This is a genomic window from Microcoleus sp. Pol12B3, from assembly GCF_036701355.1.
GTDB lineage: Bacteria > Cyanobacteriota > Cyanobacteriia > Cyanobacteriales > Microcoleaceae > Microcoleus.
Genome location: NZ_JAUBQS010000047.1, coordinates 1 through 25,542 on the forward strand (window position 1 = coordinate 1; position 25,542 = coordinate 25,542).

Here is a 25,542-nt window from a genome sequence, read left to right on the forward strand (position 1 = left end):
ACTCCAACCCTTATGGGCTTACCCTATCGCTGCTAGCCATCCCCCCTTTTCAGGTTTCGGCTAAACGAATCGCACCTATCGCCTTATTTTAACTGCTGTTCTGCGACTAGCCAACTGAGCCGCCAACTGCAATGCTGCCTTCATGCTGGAGGCATCCGCAATCCCTTGACCTACAATATCAAAAGCTGTGCCGTGATCCGGAGAGGTGCGGACAAAAGGCAAGCCAATTGTAGTGTTGACTGCTTTATCGAAAGCCATCAATTTTACTGGAATCAACCCCTGGTCGTGGTACATTGCCAAGTAACCGTCGTGAGCTTCCTTGGCTAAACCGTACCAAACTTTAGCCGGTTTTACCCACAGGGTATCGGGGGGGACTGGCCCGTCTAACTGAACTTGAGGAAAGCGATCGCGCTGCGTTTCCAACCAAGGTATCATCCAGTCTTGCTCTTCATTTCCCAGTTTGCCATTTTCGCCGCTGTGAGGATTTAAGCCAGAAATCGCAATTTTCGGTCTTTCCAGCCCAAAATCTTCCCGCAAACAGTCTATCAGTAATTCTAGTTTTTCGCTCAGTAATTCGGGACTCACCGCATCGGGGACTTGACGCAGGGAAATATGTGTGGTAGCGAGTAAAGTTACGAGCGTCCAGCCACTGTGTGGAGATGTGGCGGCAAACAGCATTCCGAATCGCTGCGATTTTGCTCTTTCTGCGAGGAGTTCTGTTTGTCCGGGATAATTGTAACCGGCCGCCTGCCAGCAAGTTTTGGAAATCGGGCCTGTCACGATGGCGGAGAATTCGCCGGCGATGGTACGGGCGATAGCGCTTTCCATGTAAGCAAAGCTAGCGGCCCCGCTAGCTGCACTACCGACACCGGGGACAATTTTGCCCCACTTGCTGTCTGGTTCAATATCAATAATGTTTAATGTTTCGGGATTTGCCACTTGTGCTGCGGGATTGCTCGATCGCAACTTATCGTAAGTTTCCTGCAAAACTCTCCTAGAACCTATAACCGTTACCCTCCAACCAGCAGCGGGATCTGCCAATGCCTTGAGAATCACCTCCGGGCCAATTCCCGCCGGATCTCCGAGAGTTACAGCTAGTTGTGATTCCCGATCGAGACTCAAGGCAGTTTTCTCCAACAAAATACAGCAATTTCGGCACTGAAATTTTAGCATTCATGTACCTGGTTGCCCCAAATTATATTATCTTTATTTAATGCGATCGCCCAATTGGACTTATAAAACCATGAATCCTGAAATTTTCAATGCAGCCTTTTTGTCCTTTTCCCTAATTTTCGTGGGTATAGGTGGAGGCTTCCTCCTGCTCAAATTGCAAGGCGGCGAAGAATAAGTTTTTTTCAACCAATCCTTCAGAAGCCTTTTACCTTCTGCCTGCTAGAGTCTACTTGCTGCCGAAAGCCAGCCTTCTGCCGAATATCTCAAGCCTAAAATGAGAAAAATTCAGGTTTTTGTTAAGTTTTTATAAAAAACTTAACAAAAACCTGATACCATCTTATTGAAAGTTTAAGATTCATAATTAATCCCTAGATGACTTTATTGATTTTAGGTGCCACCGGCACTCTCGGCCGCCAGATAGCCCGCCGCGCCCTAGACGAGGGCTACCAGGTGCGCTGTTTAGTCAGAAGTTACAGAAAAGCTGCATTTTTGAAAGAATGGGGCGCTGAACTCGTACCGGGGAACCTTTGCCAGCCAGACAGTCTGCCTCCGGCCCTAGAAGGCGTCAGTGCTATTATCGATGCAGCAACAGCCAGTGCAGCAGATTCTGTCAGCATCAAAAGAGTAGACTGGGACGGAAAAGTATCGCTGATCCAAGCAGCAGCAGCAGCAGGCATCAAGCGTTACATATTCTTTTCCTTTCTCGACGCGGAGAAATATCCCCAAGTCCCCTTGTTGGAAATCAAGCGCTGTACCGAATTGTTCTTAGCAGAATCCGGTCTAGACTATACAATCTTGAGACCTTGCGGCTTTTTGCAAGGACTGCTGAGCCTGTATGCAATGCCGATTTTGGACAATCAGGCAGTCTGGCTGCCCAACAAGCCATCCGCTCTTGCCTACATGAACACTCAGGACGTTGCTAAATTTGCCGTCCGGGCTCTTTCCGTTCCCGAAACCGAGAAAAAAAGCTTTCCGGTGGTGGGAAATCGCGCTTGGGATGCTGAAGAAATCGTGCGGTTGTGCGAACGGCTGTCAGGGAAGCAAGCCAAAATTACGCGCACCCCAGACGCCTTGTTGAAGGCTACTCGTCAATTTGCTAAGTTCTTTCAGTGGAGTTGGAACGTAGCTGACAGATTGGCTTTTTCAGAAGTTTTGGCAGCCGGAAAACCCTTGAAAGCTCCGATGGATGAAGTTTACAGTGTCTTCGGACTCGACCCCAAAGAAACTACTACTTTGGAGTCTTATCTCGAAGAATACTTTAATCTGATTATGAAGAAGCTCAAGGAAATAGAGTACGAGCAGCTTAAAACTAAAAAACGGAGTAAACAAAAAATGCCCTTTACATTTTAAAGTGCCGAAAGCTGGGATTATATACAACGACGTTAAACCTGTGGCTTGTCGCATCGCCGCAGAGTTGCAAGACAAGCTGACTGCCCGCGGCTGGGAGGTTTGCTCGGTTTCTGGTTCCGGAGGAATTCTGGGCTATTCTAGCCCCGATCGCCCGATGTGCCACAATCCGATCGAACAACTCGTCCCCCCCGGTTTTGACAGCGACATGGAGTTTGCAGTGGTTTTGGGCGGCGACGGTACGGTGCTGTCGGCATTTCGCCAAGTCGCTCCGATTGGAGTGCCGCTGCTGACTGTCAATACCGGTCACATGGGCTTTTTAACAGAAACTTACCTGAACTTGCTGCCGCAAGCTTTGGAAAAGGTAATCGCCGGAGAATACGAAATAGAAGAAAGATCGATGCTGGCGGTGCGGCTGTATCGAGAAAACGACTGCCTCTGGGAAGCCCTTTGTCTCAATGAAATGGTGCTGCACCGGGAACCGCTGACTTGTATGTGTCATTTTGAAGTGGCGATCGGCCAGCACGCCTCTGTTGACATTGCCGCAGATGGAGTCATCATCGCGACTCCGACAGGATCGACAGCTTACGCCCTTTCTGCCGGTGGGCCTGTCATCATTCCCGGAGTGCCGGTGTTGCAGTTGCTGCCTATTTGCCCGCATTCAATGGCTTCGCGGGCTTTGGTGTTTTCCAACACCGAGCCGGTCAAGATTTTGCCGGCGAGTCCAAACCGCCTGGTAATGGTGGTAGACGGTAACGGCGGATGTTATGTTCTGCCCGAAGATTGGGTGCAAGTCGAGCGAGCTCAATACCCAGCCCGGTTTATTCGGGTGCAATCTTTTGAGTTTTTCCACATTTTGCGGGAAAAATTGGGCTGGGGCTTGCCTCACATTGCTAAACCGAGTTCGGTTGAATTGCCTTGATAGTTGTTGTTGACACTCCCCGACGATCGAGGTACGGGGATTGTTGGCTCAACCAGTTGGCTTGCTCGTATATATCATATCAAGTCCTAGCTGTGGGAGATAGCAATTCCCGTTCCCGTTTTTCACCGATTGAAGGGATTTTGATTTCTTTATCTGTTGATAAATCGTAGAATAAAGCAGCAATTAGTGTTGGTAATGTAGGGCGACATTTATCCACCGGAATCCTTAATTCTCGATCGAGCTTCCGAATCATCTCCAAAGTCAGGCAGCGTTTGCGAGATAACGGTATAGTGGGAGTGTCTTCATTTCTATTCACTCTGCTTAGGACGGATTTCAAATTCTGAACGTGCCCGGAAGAAACAGACATCAAACTCGAAGAAGAAATTAGCTTGCCCCAAAATCAAAGGTACATTGGTTGCTTGTGTCCAGGCAAATGCCAGGTTAAGCGTTGGGAATGAACTAACTCGAGCATTAACAACGACTGCGCGGGCTTCAAATCGAGCCAAATTCCCAGCCAATACGATTGAGAGTGTCTCATTTTCCCAGACTAAGCCCAGTTGTAGCCCTAACTCGTAGGGCAAAACATTAACGCTTGCGCCTGTATCTAGTAAGCCCTCAGCGTTCAAGGATTGACCGTTCAGGCTGAGTGTCAATGGCAGATACGGCATTCGATCGACCATGCCAAGACTGGTGTCAATGATTTTGTAGGGAAATCTCTGAGCGTCAATCATTCTGTTCTTGTTGTTTTGTCGTCAGAAGATTCATTAAAACATTCGCAGCCTCAGAGCAATTGTAAGGCGACCAGACTGGATACTCTCGATCGGCAACAAAAAAGTTTGTTGCATCTTCTTCTTTGACCAGTTCTGTTACCAGAAACTGCATCAGCCGAAGCTTGTCAATTTTTGAAAGTTCCTGGATCTGTGACATTAGTTCAGCCAATGGCATTTGAGAATCTCCTCGTTTGAGGTTTGGCGAAAAGATTGGATCTACTAGCTTGTTGCATGGTGCGCGATCGAAGCGTATCTATTTATTCTACCAATTTTCTGTATGTCAAGCTCTCGATCGAGCTTCCGAATCATCTCCCAGGTCAGGCACTGTTTACGAGATAACGGCTCAAATCAGCGGTGGCAGACAATCTCCAACTCAGCACCAAGATTTTCTTCCGTCGCCTGCATTTGAATTGTTAACTTGTTGCGATCACCATAAGCCTTCAAAGACAGGGGCTTTCAAGGATCGCCCGCTGACAACTCTCCCAATTTCTTACTCTTATACAAATTCAAGCAAAAGATGTCAGGAGACATAAGATAGATCAAAACCACCGCTACATCAAGGTTTCATTTTTAGCTCAATTTTATCAAATACTCTCCCAAATGATGGTCTATTTTTATCGTTGTACGGCAACCCTTCGATGGCACTCAGTAAGTTAATACAAAATTCAGAAAAATTACTTCTAGACCAGCTTAAATAGACAGAGATAGATCCCTCTTTATAAGTAACTCCATATAACTTTGATACTGACCATGTGTTTTCTGCAGTACCGACAATAATTGCCCCACTGCCAGGTTCAGCACATTCAAGATTCCCTTCTTCTGTTATGTAAATCTTTAAATCGTCGATCCTCTTAGCTAAAGGTTTGCAATGAATACTTTCTGCTTCTGAATTGGACTCTGTATTCAAAAGAGAAATTATCCCAGTTGGTGTGTCATCTCCTTCATATCTGAGAACCATCCCTCCTGAGAATCCAAACACGTTAGCGCCTTTGCGAAGTTCTTTCAAAATTGATTCTTTATTTTTATCACTTTCTTTGAGATCTATAAATATTGCACCACAGGTATAATTTTTATTTAACTGATTACTAAAATCTTTCGTTTGATCGAGTTTACTTAATGCCTCGGCAACATTGTCTTTTGTTAAACGAGATTTGACTTCATAAACCGCGACTACGTGCTTCGCTGGAATTGCTCTATACTTCCCTTGTTCGCTATTATCTTGGTTGCCTTCTGTCCATAAAACAGGAGCTTCTAAGCGATTGTAGATAATGATGTCATAGTGATATATTTTGCCACTATTATCATACAAATCGGGGATTATATAACCAGATGTAACCGCATACTTTTTCGGTAGAAATTCAGCTAACCATTTACGAATATATGCTTCTACAGCTTGACCATGTGCCACATGAATAGGTCGGTTCGTAGTTTGCTCTAGAACTTTATCAAATTCAGTAATAATATCTTTTCTATTTCTTAGAAATTCCTTCCATCCATGCTGCCCATAACAATTATCCAAAATACTTGAACTCCTTTTTTGTTTCAGCACGTCACCTCAAACCTCAAAAGCTTTGTCAGCTAACTTATAATTATATCGCAGTTGCGGTACAATTATGATAAAGAAAGCAGCGATAAATTATCGTCTTCATAAAATAATTCGATCGCGTTAAAATTCCGACGCAGCAAATTTTCAACTTGTAATGTCGAACCGTTTCCAAGGCAAAGCCAAATAACTTTCGGTGGATTCCCAAATACTAAGCTTAGGTCGTGCATATCCGCGTCTTTCGAGACAATCATCAAATTATTGTCTTTTGCATAATCCCAAACTATTGGGTCGATCGTTGCTTTCATTCCCACATCAAAGGACGTGAAGCGAATTTGGGAAAATATCGCTCAAACGATTCGGCAACAGGGGCGACAAATTTTCATCAAAAAGTAATTTCATGCCGATAAGGTCGCGGTCATAAACCGACGCTCGCGGTCAGCAGCATAAGCAATGCAGGCTTTTAAATCTTCTCGCGTCAAATCGGGAAAATCGTCGAGAATTTCTGCTTCGGTCATCTCGGAAGCCAGGTACTCAAGCACTTCATAAACCGTAATTCGCAAGCCGCGTACACAAGGCTTACCACCGCGTTTATTTGCTTCGATCGTGATGTGGTTTCGGTAGTTCATAGTTGGAATTTTTGAGAATATCCTAGTTTGAGGTTTGGCGAAAAGATTAGATATACTCGCTTGTTACATGGGTGCGCGATCGAATAATTGTATTGCAGTTGCCGTACAATACTGGATATAATCGAGTAATACCGCAGCTCGATAGTGTATGTCAACCCCTTCTTTATTATATTTTAGATGAGAGTCGATCGCACACTAGGGCGATCGCCAGAACCAAAGCATTTATCAGAACTTCTTCACGCACGAATAACTGTAACGGTTCGCCCCATTGGTGTCAGATGAATTTCAGTATTCAGTCGTTCTTCTAATTCGAGCGCATTCTCGCGCCGATCGAATATCACCAACCACCCTTCATCTTGTCCCAATCGAGCCAAATATCCATCTAACTGTTCCAACCCTTTACTCAAAGGATCGACTTTCCGAGTTCGCCAAACCTTCAGTTCAATTCCCAATGTTACCTCACCATAACGCAAACATAAATCCATTCTGTCGCGTCCGATCGCATATTCCCTCTCCAACGTTCCCCCACCATTAATCACCCGATGCAGAAACGCCATCAACACTAAATGAGGGACTATTTTGGGATAAGATGCACTTGTGAGTAACGGTTCGCCATGCTGTAGCAAAAATTCCCGAATCGTTTTAGCCCGAAGGATATCATCAAAATTATCAAAGAATGAATTCCCACAGGAGGTAAATATATGAGTTCCTATGTGCTTGGTTTTCAGGACATTGACAAAACAAAAATCATGGTTGTTGGGGGTAAAGGCGCAAACCTGGGGGAACTTTCCAAGATTGAAGGAATCCGCGTACCGGATGGCTACTGTATTTCTACTGAAGCCTTTAAAAGAATCATTGGGGAAACGTCGTCGATTAACGAATTACTCGATCGCTTATCCCTTCTAAAAGTGGAAGACCGGGATAAAATTGGTGAACTTAGCGGTGAGATTCGTAGGGTCATCGAAGGGATAGCCATTCCTCAAGACATTAATCAAGAGATCGCCCGCCTCCTCTCCAGGCTTGATGAAAAAAATGCCTATGCAGTACGATCCAGCGCAACGGCAGAGGATTTACCGACGGCCTCTTTTGCAGGCCAGCAGGATACGTATTTGAACATTATCGGAAAGGAGGCAATCTATCAGCATATCAGCAAGTGCTGGGCATCGCTATTTACCGAGAGAGGAGTAATTTATCGCCTTCAAAACGGCTTCGACCACCGTAAAGTCCACCTGTCTGTGGTTGTTCAGAAGATGGTCTTCCCGCAGGTGGCAGGAATTTTGTTTACTGCCGATCCCGTCACTTCTAATAGAAAAGTGTTATCCATTGATGCCAGCTTCGGACTTGGCGAGGCCTTGGTCTCCGGCCTGGTGAATGCCGATAACTATAAAGTGTGTAACGGCAAGGTTATCGATAAGAAGATATCTACCAAGAAACTGGCTGTTTATGCCTTAAAAGATGGCGGTACGAAAAAACAGGAAATTGAGCTTGAGAGACAGAACAGGCAAGCGCTGACGGATGAGCAGATTTTACAGCTTGAGCGCACGGGTCGAAAGATCGAAGAACATTTCGGCTGTCCCCAGGACATCGAATGGTGTTTGGTTGATGATACATTTTATATTGTCCAGAGTCGGCCAATCACTACTTTATACCCCATCCCTGAAGCGAACGATCGGGAAAACCACGTCTATGTATCTGTCGGTCACAACCAAATGATGACCGATGCCATGAAACCATTGGGATTGTCTTTTTTTCTGTTAACGACCCATGCACCCATGCACACTGCTGGTGGAAGGTTATTTGTTGATGTTACAGCGACGCTGGCTTCACCTGTCGGCAGAGAAACTATATTAAACGTCACATTGGGAAAATCCGATCCGCTCATGAAAGACGCACTTACAACCATCATAGAGCGGGGAGATTTTATAAAATCGTTACCCGACGATCGGAGTCCCGGCAAAAGCAGTAAAGGTCGATCGCCTGCGGATTTTCAAACCCTAAACGACTACGATCCGGCGATTGTTGCTGATTTGATTCAACAGAGTCAAACCTCGATCGAAGCGTTAAAACAAACCATCCAAACGAAATCAGGATCGGATCTGTTTGATTTAATCCTAGAAGATATCCAGCAATTAAAGAAGACCAACTCTGATTCACCGAGTTTTGGTGTGCTTATGACTGGTATGAATGCTTCCTCCTGGATCAATGAGAAAATGATGGAGTGGTTAGGTGAAAAGAACGTAGCAGACACGCTTTCTCAATCCGTATCCAACAATATTACTTCGGAAATGGGTCTGGAGTTGTTGGATGTTGCAGATGTGATTCGCCCGTATCCAGAAGTAATCAATTACTTGCAATATGTAAAAGAAGATAGCTTTTTGGATGAGCTGGTTAAGCTTGATGGTGGACAGGAAGCCCAGGACGCCATCTATGCTTTTCTCAACAAATACGGAATGCGATGTGGCGGAGAAATCGATATTACTAGAACTCGTTGGAGCGAAAAACCAACGACTCTTGTTCCCATAATCCTTAGTAACATCAAAAACTTTGAGCCTGGTGCCGGCAAGCGGAAATTTGAGCAGGGGCGACAGGCGGCTTTGAACAAAGAACAAGAGTTGTTAGAACGATTGAAGCAATTACCGGATGGTGAACAAAAAGCCAAAGAAACAAAGCGGATGATCGGCCTAGTCCGGAATTTCGCAGGCTATCGTGAATATCCAAAATACGGCATCGTTAATCGCTACTTCGTTTATAAGCAGGCGTTGCTGAAAGAAGCCGAACAACTCGTACAAGCCAACGTTATTCATGAAAGAGAGGATATTTACTACCTCACTTTTGAAGAACTGCACGAAGTTGTACGCACAAATAAACTGGATTACCAGATAGTCAGCAAACGAAAAGACGAGTACAGATCATTTGAAAAACTAACTCCCCCACGTGTTCTCACGTCTGATGGTGAAATGATTGCCGGTGCGTACAAACGAGAAAATCTCCCGGCTGAAGCTATTGTAGGCCTGGCTGTTTCTTCCGGAGTTATAGAGGGACGAGCACGTGTCATCCTAAACATGGAAGACGCCGATTTAGAAGATGGAGATATATTAGTCACCTCGTTTACTGACCCTAGCTGGACACCATTATTTGTATCCATAAAAGGTCTAGTCACCGAAGTTGGTGGACTGATGACCCATGGAGCAGTTATCGCACGTGAATATGGCTTACCGGCAGTTGTCGGAGTAGAAAATGCGACCAAACTGATCGAAGATGGGCAACGAATTCGCGTACATGGAACAGAAGGGTATGTAGAAATCCTTTGACACTCCCCGCCCGGTCGGTACGGGGATTATTAAGACATTTCTGTCAAAATATCCCTATTGCTAGGGTTCCCAGGCTGACTGCGTTTCCACTAAGAAGTGCGCAGTCAGATCTTTTGCATAATCCCAAACTATTAGGTCGATCGTTGCTTTCATTCCCACATCAAACGACGTGAAGCGAAATTGGGAAAATATCGCTCAAACGATGTGGCAACTCGGGCGACAAGTTTTTATCAAAAAGTAATTTCATGCGGATAAGGGATCGATCGTAAACCGACGCTCGCGGTCAGCAGCATCAGCAATGCAGGCTTTTAAATCTTCTCGCGTGACAATCGGGAAAATCTTTGATAATTTCTGCTTAGGTCATCTCGGAAGCCCGGTACTCAAGCACTTCCTAAACCGTAATTCGCAAGCCGCGTACACAAGGCTTACCACCGCGTTTATTTGCTTCGATCGTGATGTGGTTTCGGTAGTTCATAGTTGGAATTTTTGAGAATATCCTAGTTTGATGTTTGGTGAAAAGATTGGATATACTAGCTTGTTGCATGGGTACGCGAGCGAAGCGTATCTATTTATTCTACCAATTTTCTGTAGGTAAAGCTCTCGATCGAGCTTCCGAATCATCTCCAAGGTCAGGCAGTGTTTGCGAGATAACGCTCCCAATCGCCTGCTAAAAACTACCTCAAACTCCAGCCGATGACCTCCTGAAAGTCGGCGTGCGTTGGGATTGTTAGAGGCATTGACGACAGCGAGGCTGAGAATGCAATACTTTTACTTAAATCTATTTTTAAATGCCTTCAATGTATCCTTACTCTTAGCCGAATCGTATATACCAAAAACTACACGATCGAAACATCCATGAAATCGCGGACTCTCAAGCCACTGACCAAAAGCATCTGCTACCATACTGGCATCGTTGCAAAACACGCCACACCCCCATGCACCGAGTAACAACGATCGATGTCCATTATCTTGTGCCACCGCAAGTACATATCCAGCACGTCGCCGCAATGCTTTTTCAATATCGGGAAGCGCATTGGGATCGCGACGCAATACTTGACCTGCATTTGGTGCGGGCGCAGTAATAACAGATGCTAAAAAATAATCATCGAGCAATTCACGACTGCGGATTCTAAACCAAGGAACTTTTGGAGAATAAATCAGGTAATCGGTGTAAAGAAGAGAATCTTGCGATCGGTTTGCTTCATAATACTCGGGCTGTGTCAATTGACAGGGATATAACCCGGAACAGCGAGCCAAATCTTCTTCTTGTGCTTTTGCACCATTAATAAATCCGCCGCCAGGATTTCGAGCGGAGGCATAGTTTAGGATCACGAGATCGCGGCAACCTTCACCTTTTACCAAACGGTAGGCGGCTACTTGAGTGGTCTCATCGGTAACTTCCACCAAAAGACTCTGTTTCGCATCACATTGCGTATTTTGCAATAAATTTTCAACTTCTTCGGGTCGATACAACTTAGTATTTTTCTCTGCCAGCTTCTGCTCGGTAGCAAAATTAATAACATGGCCGTGCTTTGAAATGAACTCGCCTTTTTCTAGAATCTGTAATGTTTCCTTGGCTATACCTGTTAACGACATACACTCCTCCTTGGTGGTTTCGATGAAGTTCTCAACTCTGCTTCTGAGCACATGAGGATTAAGAGAGGGAAACTGCCAACTGACAAAGTTTTATTCTTCTACCCGATAGCCCAATTCCGCCAAACGAGTGCGCGACTGCCGCCACTTCGGCTGCACCTTGACAAATAACTCCAAATATACTTTGCCTTCAATTAACTTTTGAATCTGTTCTCGCGCCGCACTGCCGATCGACTTGAGCATACTGCCGCTTTTACCGATTAAAATACCTTTTTGGGAATCCCGTTCGACGTGAATTGTCGCCAGAATGCGGGTAATTTTTGCTTCTTCTTGAACGATGTCGATCGCGATTGCTACCGAATGCGGCACTTCTTCCCGCGTCAGCAGCAAAATCTGTTCCCGAATCAATTCGCCCATAATAAAGCGTTCCGGCTGGTCAGTCACCAAATCTGGCGGATAATAATAAGGCCCAACCTCCAAATGTTCGATTAACAATTTTTGCAGCGGCTCGACACCCTCGCCCGTGAGAGCCGAAAATTTCACTACAGGCCACTCAGGATTGACAATTTGCTCGTAAGTTCGATCGATCAACACGGAATCCTCCGGTTGTTCGTCCAACTTATTCATCCCCAAAATCACCGGAACTTTGCAATTGCTGAGAATTTCGATAATATATCGATCGCCCCCTCCCGATTCCACCGAACCATCCACCACAAACAGCACCACATCCACCGACTGAATCGCTGTGCGGGCATTCTGCACCAAAACCTTGCCCAATTGGTGATGCGGCTTGTGAATTCCGGGAGTATCTACAAAAATAATTTGTGCTTCCGGTGTCGTTAGGATGCCCCGCAGCCTGTTACGTGTCGTCTGAGACACCGGCGAAGTAATCGCAATTTTCTGCCCCACCAACTGATTCATCAGCGTTGATTTTCCGACATTCGGGCGTCCGACAATACCCACAAAGCCGGATTTGTAACCCGCCGGAGCCACGGGAACACCCATGATGTCCGATACGTCGATAAATTTACTATCTTCCACTAAAATCACCTATTTTCAAGCCCCTTCTCTGTCTATTGTCGCCTGAAAATACTCAAACGCCCATCGATGCACTGTAGCATCTTTCTCGCCCTGGTATAGGGCGCCACACTCAAACATCGATCGAGCCGCAAACCAGTGTTAAAACAGGATACGCGATCGGCAAAACTTGATATCTGAGACAAAATTTGATAAAGTTCCAGTGACATCGCTCAAAAATGAATCATTCTGGTAAAACCGACTCCCCAATGCTGTAACAACTTCAGATGTGTAAATATCTAACTCAACTGAAACTTTTCTACAGTTTGTCAGGCAAACCAGTTTTAACATTTTTGAAGATGTTTGGTAATAAATTAGGTAAGTTGAACTCGAACTCAAAAGCTCAATATCATCAGGCGCTTTCTCAATAAAAGCTAGTGTCTTTTGAGCATACCTAAATTAGTGCTAATCGTCATAAAGTTGAGGAGATGAATCAGATGAAATCGAAATTATTTTGGAGTTGCTGCACCGTTTTGGTAGCAAGCTTGCCTGTTTCCGCCTTGGCTCAAACAAGCCCTCCCACCAGCCCTCAAGCAGGTATTGACTACAAGGGTGGCTCGAAGAAATACCAGTTGGTACCGGGCAGAATCCAAGACAGAACCTTGCCCAAAGCCTTTGACTTTCCAATTATTACCAATGTTGCTACTGACACTAGCATCACCTCGGATTTCCTAATTACCGATCAGTTTCGCGCCCCAGCGGGTCGTACAGAATACACCGGAGCTCTCACCGCCTGGGCAGCATCAATCAGAGAATGTCTCGCCAAACAACCACTTTTGATTCGAGCCAGCACTAAAAACCCGATTCAGATTAATGGTAGAGTAGGCACGATTGTCAGAAACGCAAATAACCGTGCAGTTTGCAAATAAGCCAGCAATATCACAGGGGCTAAATTGGCCGTAATTGCTGTAAGGGCGGGTTCACCAATATCTCCCATGCAAGCATCGATACAGTAAACCCGTCACCGCAGCGATATTGGGGTCAATCGAGGCCAGTTGATATAACTTCCGCTATCTTAAAGATAAAAACTAGAGAGTGTTTTTGAACAAAAAGAGCAATAGAAAACCTATTGCTCTTTTTGTTGGCAAAATTTCAATTAATATCTATTAGGACTTATATGAGATCGGCTGAAGCGACGCCATATAAGAGGTTTGTAGTGATGAATGCAAGTCCTTATCAAAGTTTAAGGACTTGCATTCATCACTGCAAACGACATAATTACGCAGAAACCAGATTTTTTCCAAAAAATCCCGTGCAACCCGATGGATATGGATTTTAACACCTGGCTTATCAAAGTTTGTCTGCGTAATTCACGATTTAGTAGCGCAAAATTCATGTGTACTCAGTAAAATTTCGCCATAATCAGGAATCCAAGCTAGCCACTGTTCTTCCGAACATTCACACAACAGCCACGCTTCGTCAAAGCTGAATGCGGTTGGCGGATTAAACAATTTAACCCACATAGAAGGAGCCAATTTTGGTGCAGGTACGGCGCAGCCAAATTTTTCCCAGTCGCGGACACTGGCGAAGCTTCCGGGCGTTGGTTGGGATTGCCAAGTACGAATATCTGTTTGCAGTTGCATAATTACTCCTGTCTAGCTAAGAGTCTGCACCAGGGCCCGGTTGAAACAACGCAGAGCGAAGGCGCAGATAAACTTTGATTATGTAGTCTATGTTACGGAATTATCTAGGCGAATGTGTAAGGTTGTAGCAAAAATTTACAATCGAGAGGAAAAAACTGGCTCAAAGCTGAAAAGCTCGATCAGTATTGTTCAGCTCGGCAAAAATCGCCTACCATAGCAAAAAACATCTGATTTATTTCAAAAATTCTGACATGAACCAAACTGCCAAATCCCAGTGGAAAACTCTAGATCGCTTTGTAGAAATCAACTCTCATTGGGTAAAACTAATCGCCGAACATCTCGAAACAACCGAAGGAAAAACAGTAGAATATTGGCGAGTAGAAAGAGCAGATTCAGTGGTAATCTTGACCATTCAAGCTGACAAATTGCTATTTCCCCCACCGATGTATCGCCCCGGCGTGGCAGAAGCAACCCTGGATTTTCCCGGCGGTCGCGTAGAAGCGGAAGCCATACCAGCAGCGGAAGTTCCAGCTATACTCAAGAAAGAACTAGGCGTGACAGAAAGTGCGATCGCCCGCATCGAACCGATCAACACCATTGGCTGGGCAATAAACAGTTCCTTCTCCAATCAAAAACTCTACGGTTTTGTTGCAGAATTGCACCCTACAGCAACAGTAAACGTCGAACTGATCGGTGCTGAATATCCTCTCACCCCAGACGGAATTCGCGACTTGCTCAAAGAATTAACTTGCCTCCAATGTCGAGCTTTACTGCTAGAATGGCAAAATCAAGTCTATTTTAGATTTTAGATTTTAGATTTTAGCATTGGCAATTGTCCCCCGATGTTCGCTGATTTGAATTTTAAGACTTACGCTCATCAACCCGGTTTCTCTGAGAAATCTTAGGTGAAGCCGCAAATTATCTAAGAAAAAAAACTGGTTTCTAGCCCCTTGTATGTAAGTCCTAAGATTCCTGAACACCCAAATCACCGGAACTAATCATGCCTCTCAATAATGAAGTTGCTGTCGAATGCCTTGACGTTACATATCGCCTCAACCGCAGGTATTTAGTAGACAAACTCAATTTCAAAGTGCTGCAAGGAGAAGTTTTAGTATTGCTGGGACGCAGCGGGAGTGGCAAAACTACTACCATGAAATTGATTAACAATTTACTAACGCCAAGCAGCGGCGAAGTTCTTGTCATGGGAAAACCGACAACTCAGTGGAACCCAATTCAACTACGCCGAAAAATTGGCTATGTGATTCAAGAAATTGGCTTGTTTCCTCATTTTACCGTCGAGCAAAACGTCGGTTTAGTGCCGAAATTGGAAGGTTGGGAGGGCGAGCGTATTCAATCTCGCGTCCGGCGACTGTTAGAATTAGTCAACCTCGACCCCCAGCACTTCGCCAAACGCTATCCCCATCAGTTATCCGGGGGACAGCGGCAGCGAGTAGGCGTCGCTAGATCGCTGGCTGCTGACCCTCCGATATTGTTAATGGATGAACCGTTTGGTGCTTTAGACCCGATTACTCGTCTGGAATTGCAGCGGGAATTCGGTCAATTGCAGCAGCAACTGGGCAAAACTGTGATTTTTGTGACTCACAGCATTCAAGAAGCTTTTTTGTTAGCTTCTAGAATAGGTTTGATGCAAGATGGACGGTTGGTTGAATTGTCATCGCCCGATGATTTTATGAAATCTCAGCATCCAGAAGCTCGCGCATTTCTTGAATGTTTGCAAGTAGCTAGATTTGAATAATTTTAGCAAAAATCTGATAATATATTTTTAATAACTAAGCTGATAATCAAACGATGCACAGTCTTTACGAAACAGACTTCTCTGCTTGGACGCAAGAACAAGCCAAGTTACTTCGCAAGTGTCAGTGGAGCCAACTTGACTTGCCAAATTTAATTGAGGAGATTGAATCTTTGGGCAAACAGGAACGTCAAGAACTTAGAAATCGTTTGAGCATTTTACTGGGACATTTGCTGAAGTGGCAATATCAGCCCCAGCAGCGGAGTCGTACCTGGCTGTCTACAATTCGAGTGCAGCGACGGGACACTCAGAGACTGATACAAGATAACCCAAGTCTGAAAGCTTACTTCCAAGAAGCTTATCAAAACGGTAGAGATTTGGCAGTAGGAGAAACCGATTTACCTCTCAAAACATTTCCTCAAAATTGCCTTTACAGCTTAGAGGAAATTCTGGATTCTCGCTTCTATCCTGGGGAACCAAGTCCTGAAATGGAAAATGATTTATAAGATTGACAGCAATCAGTAATAACGAATTACCCAATGATAATTTTTATCAACCGCTATGGCGCTGAGATTATTCAGCGCGCCAGTGAACACTTATATTTAGTAACTGTTGCAATTTTTATCGCTATTATGGTGGGGATGCCCCTAGGAATTTTAGTCACCAGAAAACCAAAACTGAAAAAGCCGATTTTGGGATTTGCTAATATTATGCAAACAATTCCCAGTTTAGCTTTGTTTGGCTTACTAATCCCGGTGCCAGTAGTGGGTGGAATAGGCGATCGCACGGCAATTATCGCCCTCACTCTGTATTCTTTACTGCCAATTATCCGCAATACTTATACTGGTATTGTCGGCGTCGATCCAGCGATTACGGAAGCAGGAAGAGGCATGGGGATGACTGATATGCAACTGTTATGGCAAGTGGAAATTCCCCTGGCGCTGGGCGTGATTCTGGCGGGGGTGCGAGTTGCCGCAGTAATTGCGATCGGACTTGCTACAATCGCCGCTGCAATTGGCGCGGGTGGCTTGGGGGTGTTTATTTTTCGTGGCGTTGCTACCGTCAACAATCAGTTACTTTTGGCTGGGGCAATTCCGGCGGCTTTAATGGCCTTAGCTGCGGATTTTGGGCTGGGTTTGGTAGAAGCGCGCCTCTCGAAAAGTACCTTAAAAACTATTAATGAGGACTAAAATCCTGGCTACCTTCCGTTAGCGTTGTCACTCTCTGCGAACCAGAAGCATTCGCAGGACTTGCTATCAGATTGCGGATTTCATTTGATCGTTCAATGTACTCGCGATCGCTCAAAACAGCTTGGCTTCCCTCCAGCGAAATAGCATCAGCCAAATCGATCCAAGAACGGCAACCGCCGTATTCAGGAAGGTAGGGAACTTCGCAGCTTTCTGCAAGGCGATAAGCCCGCAGCAATAAAATATAAATTGGCTGAGTTTGTTTCCATTTCAGGCGATCGCTGACAAATTTTTCATTCCAAACATGATAAGGAAACAACGCAGTAATGGCTGGTTCCCAAGCTACCAAAAAAACATCCGTAATCTCCGCCCAACTGCCAATTATAATAACTTCAGGATGCCAGCCAGATTCGACAGTCTTGACTTGATGTGCAAACTCCGGCTTTAATAAATCCGGCTGTTGGTGTTCAAAAGTTGGATACAGCAAAACCTGTTTGTCAGTGACATTGAACTGTCCTGCTTGCTCGCGAATTCCCCCCTTCCGCAACAGCACAATCGTTTGACCTTGTTCCAAAGCATTAACTGCTACATTCCATTCTTTCAGCGCCCTAGTAGTTGATTTCATAAAAATTTAGTTGAGTTTTAACCAAAATAACAAAAATCGGTACTTTCAAGCAAGTACAGCCATTTCTTCCTCTTAAAATAAGGTAGTGCTGACTATGCAAGACTACGTTATTTTGATAAAGAAAATAATTGGTTAGACTACATAGTGAGCTACCTACTTTTTTCTTTATTACTCTAACCGATAAAATAATCGTCTCTTCTGTGTCCAAGCTATACTATACTATCACCCCCGGTAGATTCAGCAATTTTGTCGTTAATTTTTTCAGGAGTTTACTTAAATACTTAATAAAGTTTAAAGATTATCGCATATTAAGTACCAAACAAGCATATTGAGATTTGTTAAAATTTAAATATTATTCAAAAAGCTTAGATTATACTTTTTTAAAGTGCATAGAAAATAGTTTTTTAATTCGGTTCTGTCATAAATATCAGTATCCTTACTAAAATACCGCCTGCTGTTCAATTTTTTATTAGTGAAATTACGCACATGAGTATTACTATTTTCGGTTACAACCTCAGTGAAGCCATTTACGAAAGTGTAAATACTATTATTTATCGCGGCACCAAAGATATTGATCGAACCTCAGCAATTATCAAAACCTTCAAAGCCGAGCATCCGACAATCGAAGAAATTTCCCGCTTAAGACACGAACATAAAATCCTCAGACATTTAGACAGTGAAGGAATAGTTAAGCCCATAGCGTTAGAAAACTATAATAACGGTTTAGCGCTGATAGTAGAAAATTTTAGCGGTCAATCTTTGAAAGATTTTCTTAACAATCAACCATTGGCTATAAACGCATTTATAACAATCGGAATTCAGTTAGCAACAACTCTTGGAGATATCCATCAGAGTAATGTTATCCATAAAGACATTAAACCCCAAAATATATTAATCGATCCAGACACAAAAGAAATAAAAATTATTGACTTTAGCATTGCTTCTCTTTTAGAGCGAGAAAATCAAACTATCACAAATCCCAACTTATTAGAAGGAACTCTTGCTTATATGTCGCCGGAACAAACCGGCAGAATGAACCGCTCAGTTGACTACCGCACCGACTTTTACTCCCTCGGTATTACATTTTATGAAATGCTGACAGGTAAACTACCTTTTTCCGCAAAAGACCCCCTGGAATTCGTTCATTGCCATATAGCTAAAGCACCTATACCACCTCAAAAGCTGAATCCCGAAATCCCGGATGCAGTTTCTGAAATTGTAATGAAATTATTATCTAAAACTGCTGAAGATAGATATCAAAGTGCTTTCGGAATAAAAATTGACTTGGAAACCTGCCAGCAAATGCTTTCTGCTGGAGAGATTTTCCCCTTTATTATAGGTCAACTAGATTCCTACAGCCAATTTATGATTCCGCAAAAACTCTATGGACGGGAAAGAGAAGTTGCTAGTTTGCTAGAAGCCTTCGCTCGCGTCAGTGGTGGGACAACGGAAATGATGCTAGTTTCGGGTTATTCAGGTATCGGCAAATCTTCCTTAGTTAACGAAGTTTATAAACCTATAGTCGGAGCACGAGGGTATTTTATTTCTGGTAAATTTGACCAATTTAAGCGGAATATTCCTTATGCTGCTTTAATTCAAGCATTTCAAGGATTGATGCGGCAACTGCTCACTGAAAATTCGGCTCAAATAGCAAGTTGGAAAGCTAAAATTCTCCAAGCACTTGGTGGCAATGGGTCAATTATTATTGAGGTTATTCCCGAAGTAGAAAAGATTATTGATCCACAGCCTGCGGTTCCGACTTTGGGACCCACTGAATCTCAAAACCGATTTAATCGAGTGTTTCAAAAATTTATACAGGTGTTTAGTAAACCCGAACACCCCCTAGTGATATTTTTGGATGACTTGCAGTGGGCCGATTCAGCTTCGCTTAAGCTTATCCAGCTAATAATGACCGATCCAAATAGTAAATATCTGCTATTAATTGGGGCTTATCGGGATAATGAAGTCAGTGCCACTCATCCCTTAATTTATACTTTAGAGCAAATTCAACATACCAGGGCGATAGTAAATAATATTATCCTCCAACCTTTAGATATATCTCATGTCAACCAATTAGTGAGCGAAACCATTCGCAGCAAAATTTCCCAAGTTTTGACTCTGGCTGAGTTAGTTTTTAAGAAAACCCAGGGAAATCCCTTCTTCTTAACTCAACTGCTCAAATCCCTTTATCAAGACCAACTCCTCTCCTTTGATTTCAATCAAGTTTGTTGGCAGTGGGATATCCAACTGCTTCAAGACATTGATATCAGCGATAATGTCGTCGAATTGATGGTCAGCCAAATTCAAAAGCTATCGTCCCCGACGCAGAATGTCTTAAAATTAGCTGCCTGTATAGGAGACATATTCAGTTTAGAAGTTTTGGCAATTGCTAATAAAAAATCTCAGTCAGAGACGGCAAGAGATTTATGGGAAGCGCTACAAGCTGGTTTTGTTATCCCGCTAAATAATTCCTACAAAATTCCCCTGCTATTTGACTCGGAAATATCTACACAAAAGTCAACCGAGCAGTTTGATGTCATTTATAAGTTTTTGCACGATCGAGTGCAGCAAGCATCTTATTCTCTAATTCCCGACTATCTTAAAAAAGAAACTCACCTAAAAATCGGTCAACTACTGCTGCATTCTACAAGACCAGAAGAACGAAAAGAAAATATTTTTGCACTGGTTAACCAACTAAATTACGGGACCGATTTAATCACTTTGGAGTTGGAAAGATATGAGTTGGCAGAACTCAATCTGATCGCCGGACAGAAAGCCAAATCAGCCACAGCTTATGAGTCGGCTGTCAAATATTTGAATGTGGGTTTAGGACTTCTCCATCAGGATAGCTGGGAGAGTCAATATGAGCTAACATTTAACCTGCATCTGGAAGCAGCCGAAACTGAATATATAAACACTAACTTTGAGCGATCGCAACATTTGTCTGAGACGATGCTGAAACAAGCGAAAACCCTTCTGGAAAAAGGCAAGGTCTACGAGCTGAAAGTTCAATTAGAGATATCTCAAAATAGGATGCAATCATCTATAGATAATGGAATCGCATTTCTAGAAATGTTGGGAGTTGGCCTAGAGGAAAAACCCCCTCAAGAACTAATCTTTGAGGATTTAGCTAACTTGTCTCCAATGAAAGCTCCCGATAAACTCGCAGCTATGCGAATATTGACTCTTATTATAACACCAGCTTTTATTGTAAACCCTGCGATGTTTCCGCCAATTGTTTATACAAAAATAGCCTTGTCTATTAAGTATGGAAATTCGCCTGAATCTGCTTTTGCTTATCTTTGGTATGGAGTGTTACTCTGTGGAGGATTAGGAAACATAGATTCTGGATATCAATTTGGTAAACTAGCTATTTTGCTTTTAGACAGGTTTAACACACTCACTCTTAAATCGAAAATATTTTGTGTATTTAATTCTTTAATCAGATGTTGGAAAGAGCCGCTTAATACTACGCTCGAACCTTTAGTAGAGGCTGTCCAAAGCGGTCTAGAAAATGGAGATATAGAATTTGCTTGTCATAGTACAGTCAATTATTGCAATCAGTTATTTTTAAGCGGTAGAGAATTACAAAAACTTGAGCAGGAGCAGGCAAAATATGTTGTCATGACAATTAATTGTAAACAAAAATTTGATACTTTATTTGTCCAACTTTACCAGCAAGTAGTTGATAATTTACTAGACAAAAACTCAAATAAATACCGTTTACTAGGTGAAAGTTTTAATGAAGAAGAACTACTCCCAGGAATGGAAGCCTCTAATAATGGGACGTTACTTTATGCTTACTATGTCGGCAAAATGATCCTCTCTTATCTATTTAAAGAACCAGATAAAGTAGTATCGAGTGCCGATTTAGCATTAAGATATGCCGACACAGGGGCAGGATTAATGCACATGAGTATCTACAACTTCTACCATTCTCTGGCTCTCATAGCCCTGTATCCAAAAGCCTCGGCAAAAGAGAAAGAAAAATATCTAAGTGCAGTAGCAGCAAATCAGGAAAAAATGCAGACTTGGGCGTTCCATGCACCGAGTAACTTCCAGCACAAGTATGACTTAGTAGAAGCAGAAAAAGCCCGGATTTTGGGACAACCTTTAGAAGCGAGCGATTATTACGATCGCGCTATAGCCGGAGCCAAAGAACAGGGATATATTCAAGAAGAAGCATTAGCCAACGAATTAGCAGGAGACTTTTATTTTTCCCGTTCTAAAGATAAAATCGCTCGCATTTATTTAACCGATGCTCGCTACGCATATATTCGCTGGGGAGCTAAAGCTATAGTCAAAGATTTGGAAGCCAGATATCCTCAAATATTTTCCCGGATAGCAAAGCCCGAAATTCAAGGTAGCCCGGTGACTATGACCGCTAGCTCGACGAGTGGAGGAAGTGCAGGATCTCTAGATTTAGCTACTGTGATCAAAGCATCCCAAGCTCTTTCTGGTGAAATCGTACTGAGTAAGCTGTTGGCGAAATTGATGAAAATTGCGATCGAGAATGCGGGCGCTCAAAGTGGCATTTTCATCTTAGAAAAAGCTGGAACTTTACTAATAGAAGCCTATGGAAGCGTAGATAGCGATGTAGAAGTGCTGCAAACAATACCAGTGGAAAACAGTCAGCAACTACCCATATCTTTGATTAACTATGTTGCCCGAACTCAGGAAAATGTTGTATTAAGTGATGCGAATTGTGAGGGAACCTTCACTGCGGATACTTATATCGTCAACCAAAAACCCAAGTCAGTATTATGTACTCCCATCGTCCATCAAGGAAAACTTACTGGCATTCTTTACTTAGAAAATAATCTCACAACAGGTGCTTTTACTCCCGACCGTTTAGAAGTTTTACAAGTTTTATCTTCTCAAGCAGCTATTTCGATTGAAAATGCCCGTCTTTATAACGATTTAGCAGCAGCCAACGCTACTTTAGAAGCGAAGGTGGTAGAAAGAACGCAACAGTTACAAGAAAAAAATATCCATTTACAAAAAGCAGAAGAATTAGCGAAAGCCGCCAACTCTGCCAAGAGTGAGTTTCTTGCTAATATGAGCCACGAACTCCGAACGCCACTTAATGGCATTTTAGGTTACACGCAAATCCTCAAACGACAAAAAAACTTGGCTGACCAGCAAAAAGATGGTCTGAACGTCATTAGTCAGTGTGGCGATCACCTCTTAACCCTGATTAACGATATTTTAGACCTGTCCAAAATCGAAGCCCGAAAAATGGAAATCCACTTGAGTAATTTCCATTTCTCACAATTTTTGGAAAGCATCGCTGAAATTTGTAATATTCGGGCCGAACAAAAAGGAATCTCCCTGATTTACGAGCCCATTACCCAACTACCTATTGCCGTCCAGGGTGATGAAAAACGATTGCGGCAAGTTTTAATCAACTTACTCGGCAATGCGATTAAGTTTACCGAAAAAGGTGGGGTGGTATTCAAAGTAGGATATCAGGAGGGCAAAATCCGGTTTCAAGTGGAAGATACCGGATTGGGTATGGCACCAGAGCAATTGCAAGACATATTTTTGCCTTTTCATCAAGTAGGAGATACTCACCACAAGGTTGAAGGAACCGGGTTGGGACTGGCAATTAGCCGCCAATTAGTCCAGATGATGGGCGGTGAAATAAAGGTGAATAGTACATTAGGACAAGGGAGCGTTTTCTCGTTCGATTTAGATTTGCCAGAGGTATCGGAATGGGAGACTAATGCAGCCAAAGCCAATGCCCACACAATCGTTGGTTTCAAAGGCCGAAAGCGAAAAATTCTCATAGCTGATGACAAGTGGCAGAATCGCTCGATCATAGCGGGAATGCTTCAGCCGTTAGGATTTGAAATTCTGGAAGCAACGGAGGGTCAGGACTGTTTAAACAAGGTGGTCGAGTTTAAACCAGACTGTATTTTAATGGACTTGATGATGCCCGTAATGAGTGGCTTAGAAGCAACGCGCCGGATTCGCAAATCACTAGATCAGGCTAAGTTAGTGGTGATTGCTACTTCTGCCAGCGTTTTTGATTTTGATCGACAACAAAGTGTCGAGGTAGGTTGCAATGATTTTATTCCCAAACCCATAGGAATCGAGGAGCTTTTAGAAAAATTACGTACTCATTTAGGGTTAGAATGGATTTATGAAGAAAATCTGAAAGAAATTAGGAAAGCAGAAGGAGAAAAAAAATCTCTAAGTTCTGAAATCTTAGCTCCCCCCGATGAGGTAATCGCCGTTTTATTCAATTTAGCGATGATGGGCGATCTTCGAGCTATTGGGGAGGAAGCTAAAAAGTTAGAAGAACTCAATGAGCAATGGGGGCCCTTTGCTACCCATCTACGCCAGTTAGTGAAAGGATTTGAAGAACAACAAATCTTGGAGTTTATTAAGAAATATAGGATTGCCAAATAATGAATAACGAACTTCTCGAACAAAGCACAATTTTAATCGTAGATGACACTCCGACTAATTTAGGTGTCCTGTTCGATTTTTTGGCAGATTTTGGCTTCAAGGTATTGGTAGCTAGGGATGGGCAAAGTGCTCTCCAGAAGGTAGAATATGCCCCACCGGATCTGATCCTGTTGGATGTGCTCATGCCCGGAATAGATGGGTTTGAAACTTGTCGCCGTTTGAAAGCGAATGATTTAACGAGAGACATTCCCGTGATTTTTATGACTGCTCTTGCTGACACGGTGGATAAGGTTAAAGGTTTGAGTCTTGGTGCGGTGGATTATATTACTAAGCCTCTTCAGCATGAAGAAGTTTTAGCTCGTGTTAATGTCCACATGAAGCTCCGCAACCTGTCGAAAAAACTCCTAGAGAAAAATGTGTGTTTGCAAGCAGAAATCGAACAGCGTGTCGAAGCGGAATCCTCGCTGTTGAAGCTGGCATCGGAGTTGGAAAGGCGAGTGGAGGAAAGGACGGCTGAACTTTTGCAATCCAATCAATTGCTCAAACAGGAGATTCAAGAGCGTCTGCAAGCAGAGGCGGGATTGCAACAATCGGAAGCTCAATTGCGAAGCCAAACTAATTGTTTAGAAAAGGCTTTTCGAGAATTACAAATCACGCAGACTAAACTTGTGCAGAGCGAAAAAATGTCTTCTCTAGGTCAGCTTGTTGCAGGTGTAGCCCATGAAATCAATAATCCAGTTAATTTTATTTTTGGGAATGTTTCTTACGCTCATGATTATACCCAAAATTTGATCGATCTAGTCAATCTTTATCACCAAGAATTCCCGGAGGCAGGTCCAAAAGTTGAACAGAAAATAGACGAAATAGAACTAGATTTTTTGGTGGAAGACTTACCTAAATTGTTGAGTTCAATGAAGGTAGGTGTAGACCGAATTCGCGAAATTGTTCAGTCGCTGCGAATCTTCTCGCGATTGGATGAATCTGAGATGAAACCAGTGGATATTCACCAGGGTATTGATAGCACTCTGTTAATTTTGCATAACCGTGTTAAAGGAAGGGGCGATCGACCTGCAATTGAGGTGATAAAAGAATTCGGCAATCTGCCTCTGGTAGAGTGTTATGGGGGTCAGCTTAACCAGGTGTTTATGAATCTTGTTGCTAATGCTATTGATGCCATAGATGATTATAATGCGACGCGCTCGTTAAGTGAAATGAAAGCTAATCCTTCTCAGATTTTCATTCGCACTGAGGTCACGGAATCTAATCGAGTGTTAATTTATTTTAAGGATAACGGGCCTGGTATGACAGAAGAAATTAGCCAACACCTATTTGAGCCATTTTTTACTACTAAACCTATCGGGAAGGGTACTGGTATTGGGCTGTCAATTTCCCATCAGATTGTAGTGGATAAACACGGGGGCCAGCTCAATTGTATTTCATCTCCTAATCAGGGGGCAATCTTTATTATTGATATTCCAATTCACCAGAAAAATTTTGCTAAAAATAATTTAATTACGATGTCTGAAACAGCTTTGGGTATTTCTTAGTTGATTTTAACTTAACAGGACTTAAACAAATTTTAAGCCCAAATAAGTCCCAAACGGGCTTGATACGC

The 25,542-nt window shown here is 43.3% G+C and carries 24 protein-coding genes; 11 read left to right on the forward strand and 13 right to left on the reverse strand.

All coding sequences use genetic code 11. The features are described 5' to 3' along the window. Positions 1-75: 75 nt before the first annotated feature. Positions 76-1,173: a 4-hydroxythreonine-4-phosphate dehydrogenase PdxA gene (gene pdxA / locus QUA53_RS20965; protein ID WP_333099642.1), complete on the reverse strand. Its 1,098-nt coding sequence runs from the start codon at positions 1,171-1,173 to the stop codon at positions 76-78. A 70-nt stretch (positions 1,174-1,243) separates the two neighbouring features. On the opposite strand from pdxA, the gene petM reads away from it, so the two are divergent. The 3 genes from petM (at position 1,244) to QUA53_RS20980 (ending at position 3,442) form a co-directional block, all read left to right on the forward strand. Further along, positions 1,244-1,348 (forward strand): cytochrome b6-f complex subunit PetM, encoded by a 105-nt coding sequence (petM, locus tag QUA53_RS20970; RefSeq protein ID WP_172189541.1) that lies wholly within the window; start codon positions 1,244-1,246, stop codon positions 1,346-1,348. 197 nt (positions 1,349-1,545) lie between these two features. Beyond that, positions 1,546-2,523: an NmrA family NAD(P)-binding protein gene (locus tag QUA53_RS20975; RefSeq protein WP_333099641.1), complete on the forward strand. Its 978-nt coding sequence runs from the start codon at positions 1,546-1,548 to the stop codon at positions 2,521-2,523. A gap of 1 nt (position 2,524) precedes the next feature. Continuing rightward, positions 2,525-3,442 carry an NAD(+) kinase gene (locus tag QUA53_RS20980; protein ID WP_333099640.1) on the forward strand — a complete coding sequence of 306 codons (918 nt, stop codon included), beginning with the start codon at positions 2,525-2,527 and terminating at the stop codon, positions 3,440-3,442. A gap of 79 nt (positions 3,443-3,521) precedes the next feature. Here the strand turns inward: QUA53_RS20980 and QUA53_RS20985 are convergent, their stop codons facing one another. The 8 genes from QUA53_RS20985 to QUA53_RS21015 form a co-directional block, all read right to left on the reverse strand. Further along, positions 3,522-3,758 (reverse strand): hypothetical protein, encoded by a 237-nt coding sequence (locus tag QUA53_RS20985; RefSeq protein ID WP_333099639.1) that lies wholly within the window; start codon positions 3,756-3,758, stop codon positions 3,522-3,524. After that, positions 3,751-4,173 carry an aspartyl protease family protein gene (locus tag QUA53_RS20990; RefSeq protein ID WP_333099638.1) on the reverse strand — a complete coding sequence of 141 codons (423 nt, stop codon included), beginning with the start codon at positions 4,171-4,173 and terminating at the stop codon, positions 3,751-3,753. Before QUA53_RS20990 ends, QUA53_RS20985 begins: the two co-directional genes overlap by 8 nt. After that, positions 4,166-4,387: a hypothetical protein gene (locus QUA53_RS20995; RefSeq protein ID WP_333099637.1), complete on the reverse strand. Its 222-nt coding sequence runs from the start codon at positions 4,385-4,387 to the stop codon at positions 4,166-4,168. Before QUA53_RS20995 ends, QUA53_RS20990 begins: the two co-directional genes overlap by 8 nt. A 381-nt stretch (positions 4,388-4,768) precedes the next feature. Continuing rightward, complete coding sequence (locus QUA53_RS21000) at positions 4,769-5,761, reverse strand: DUF6602 domain-containing protein (protein ID WP_333099636.1); 993 nt, start codon at positions 5,759-5,761, stop codon at positions 4,769-4,771. 62 nt (positions 5,762-5,823) lie between these two features. Continuing rightward, positions 5,824-6,063, reverse strand: coding sequence for a DUF5615 family PIN-like protein (locus tag QUA53_RS21005; RefSeq protein WP_333099635.1), 240 nt, complete (start codon positions 6,061-6,063; stop codon positions 5,824-5,826). Between the two features lie 7 nt (positions 6,064-6,070). Continuing rightward, positions 6,071-6,157 (reverse strand): DUF5615 family PIN-like protein, encoded by an 87-nt coding sequence (locus QUA53_RS29300; RefSeq protein ID WP_333099645.1) that lies wholly within the window; start codon positions 6,155-6,157, stop codon positions 6,071-6,073. Further along, entirely contained in the window at positions 6,154-6,384 is a 231-nt protein-coding gene (locus QUA53_RS21010) for a DUF433 domain-containing protein (protein ID WP_006634608.1), read from the reverse strand. Before QUA53_RS21010 ends, QUA53_RS29300 begins: the two co-directional genes overlap by 4 nt. A 236-nt stretch (positions 6,385-6,620) precedes the next feature. Then, complete coding sequence (locus QUA53_RS21015) at positions 6,621-7,010, reverse strand: hypothetical protein (RefSeq protein WP_333099634.1); 390 nt, start codon at positions 7,008-7,010, stop codon at positions 6,621-6,623. 75 nt (positions 7,011-7,085) lie between these two features. On the opposite strand from QUA53_RS21015, the gene ppsA reads away from it, so the two are divergent. Next, the gene (gene ppsA / locus QUA53_RS21020) at positions 7,086-9,695 is read left to right on the forward strand and encodes a phosphoenolpyruvate synthase (RefSeq protein WP_333099633.1); all 2,610 of its coding nucleotides are present in this window, start codon (positions 7,086-7,088) and stop codon (positions 9,693-9,695) included. A 768-nt stretch (positions 9,696-10,463) separates the two neighbouring features. On the opposite strand, the gene QUA53_RS21030 is transcribed toward ppsA, so the two are convergent. Together QUA53_RS21030 and era are read right to left on the reverse strand one after the other, a co-directional pair. Next, complete coding sequence (locus tag QUA53_RS21030; protein WP_333099632.1) at positions 10,464-11,291, reverse strand: TIGR02452 family protein; 828 nt, start codon at positions 11,289-11,291, stop codon at positions 10,464-10,466. A gap of 90 nt (positions 11,292-11,381) precedes the next feature. Next, positions 11,382-12,293: a GTPase Era gene (gene era / locus QUA53_RS21035; protein ID WP_333099644.1), complete on the reverse strand. Its 912-nt coding sequence runs from the start codon at positions 12,291-12,293 to the stop codon at positions 11,382-11,384. A 509-nt stretch (positions 12,294-12,802) separates the two neighbouring features. On the opposite strand from era, the gene QUA53_RS21040 reads away from it, so the two are divergent. Beyond that, entirely contained in the window at positions 12,803-13,234 is a 432-nt protein-coding gene (locus QUA53_RS21040; RefSeq protein ID WP_333099631.1) for a hypothetical protein, read from the forward strand. A 441-nt stretch (positions 13,235-13,675) separates the two neighbouring features. Here QUA53_RS21040 and QUA53_RS21045 read toward each other — a convergent pair whose 3' ends face one another. Next, positions 13,676-13,948 (reverse strand): hypothetical protein, encoded by a 273-nt coding sequence (locus QUA53_RS21045; protein ID WP_333073661.1) that lies wholly within the window; start codon positions 13,946-13,948, stop codon positions 13,676-13,678. A gap of 251 nt (positions 13,949-14,199) precedes the next feature. Here QUA53_RS21045 and QUA53_RS21050 point away from each other — a divergent pair, with 251 nt between their 5' ends. The 4 genes from QUA53_RS21050 (at position 14,200) to QUA53_RS21065 (ending at position 16,891) form a co-directional block, all read left to right on the forward strand. Continuing rightward, a complete protein-coding gene (locus QUA53_RS21050; protein WP_333099630.1) occupies positions 14,200-14,757 on the forward strand; it encodes an NUDIX hydrolase in 558 nt (185 codons plus the stop codon). A gap of 191 nt (positions 14,758-14,948) precedes the next feature. Next, on the forward strand, positions 14,949-15,704 hold the full coding sequence (locus tag QUA53_RS21055; RefSeq protein WP_333099629.1) for an ATP-binding cassette domain-containing protein: 756 nt from the start codon (positions 14,949-14,951) through the stop codon (positions 15,702-15,704). Positions 15,705-15,757: 53 nt separating this feature from the next. Next, complete coding sequence (locus QUA53_RS21060; RefSeq protein ID WP_333099628.1) at positions 15,758-16,207, forward strand: DUF29 domain-containing protein; 450 nt, start codon at positions 15,758-15,760, stop codon at positions 16,205-16,207. Positions 16,208-16,240: 33 nt separating this feature from the next. After that, positions 16,241-16,891: an ABC transporter permease gene (locus QUA53_RS21065; RefSeq protein WP_333099627.1), complete on the forward strand. Its 651-nt coding sequence runs from the start codon at positions 16,241-16,243 to the stop codon at positions 16,889-16,891. On the opposite strand, the gene QUA53_RS21070 is transcribed toward QUA53_RS21065, so the two are convergent. Then, positions 16,878-17,513, reverse strand: a complete 636-nt coding sequence (locus tag QUA53_RS21070) for a DUF1802 family protein (protein WP_333099626.1) — start codon at positions 17,511-17,513, stop codon at positions 16,878-16,880. The two genes, QUA53_RS21065 and QUA53_RS21070, sit on opposite strands and share 14 nt — an antisense overlap. Positions 17,514-17,999: 486 nt before the next feature. On the opposite strand from QUA53_RS21070, the gene QUA53_RS21075 reads away from it, so the two are divergent. Together QUA53_RS21075 and QUA53_RS21080 are read left to right on the forward strand one after the other, a co-directional pair. After that, the gene (locus QUA53_RS21075) at positions 18,000-23,927 is read left to right on the forward strand and encodes an AAA family ATPase (RefSeq protein ID WP_333099625.1); all 5,928 of its coding nucleotides are present in this window, start codon (positions 18,000-18,002) and stop codon (positions 23,925-23,927) included. After that, the gene (locus QUA53_RS21080; RefSeq protein WP_333099624.1) at positions 23,927-25,474 is read left to right on the forward strand and encodes a response regulator; all 1,548 of its coding nucleotides are present in this window, start codon (positions 23,927-23,929) and stop codon (positions 25,472-25,474) included. Before QUA53_RS21075 ends, QUA53_RS21080 begins: the two co-directional genes overlap by 1 nt. Positions 25,475-25,542: the final 68 nt, after the last annotated feature.